1 protein-coding gene is annotated in these 549 nt (G+C 66.7%); it reads left to right on the forward strand.

The window, feature by feature from the left end; translation table 11 throughout:
- Positions 1-504: Mu transposase domain-containing protein (locus tag RMCN_RS08380; protein ID WP_409366044.1), on the forward strand; the 504-nt coding region annotated here is incomplete at its 5' end.
- Positions 505-549: the final 45 nt, after the last annotated feature.

A 549-nucleotide genomic window follows, 5' to 3' on the forward strand; every position in this document is an offset into this window, starting at 1 on the left:
TCACCGCAGGACTTCAACAGTCAACTCGACCAATGGCTTGCGACTGCCAACGCGCGTCGGGTGCGGGTCCTCGATGGTCGCCCGGTCGACTTCCTCGATGCCGATCGAGCTCACATGTTGGCGCTGCCGCCGGTGCCGCCGGTCGTGCAGTCGGTTTCCTCGGTGCGGCTGGGACGTGACTACTACGTGCGGGTGGCCGGTAACGACTACTCCGTGGACCCGGGTGCGATCGGCCAACTCGTCGACGTGACCACCACCCTTGCCCAGGTGACGGTGGCCCGAGCCGGCCGCCTCCTGGCGGCTCATGACCGCTGTTGGGCGGCGCGACAAACGCTGACCGATCCCGCCCACGTCGCCACCGCCGCAGCGCTGCGACAGCAGTTCCAAACCGGCCAGCCACCCACCGCAGGTGATCACCTGGTTCGCGATCTGGCCGACTACGACCGCGCATTCGGCGTCGAATTCACCACTGGCACAGCCACCTCCGATGGTGAGGTGGCATGAGCATGGCCGACGAACCGATCAAAGCCGTCCTGCACTACGCCCAAG

It is taken from the genome of Mycolicibacterium novocastrense (assembly GCF_001570485.1).
Lineage (GTDB): Bacteria > Actinomycetota > Actinomycetes > Mycobacteriales > Mycobacteriaceae > Mycobacterium > Mycobacterium novocastrense.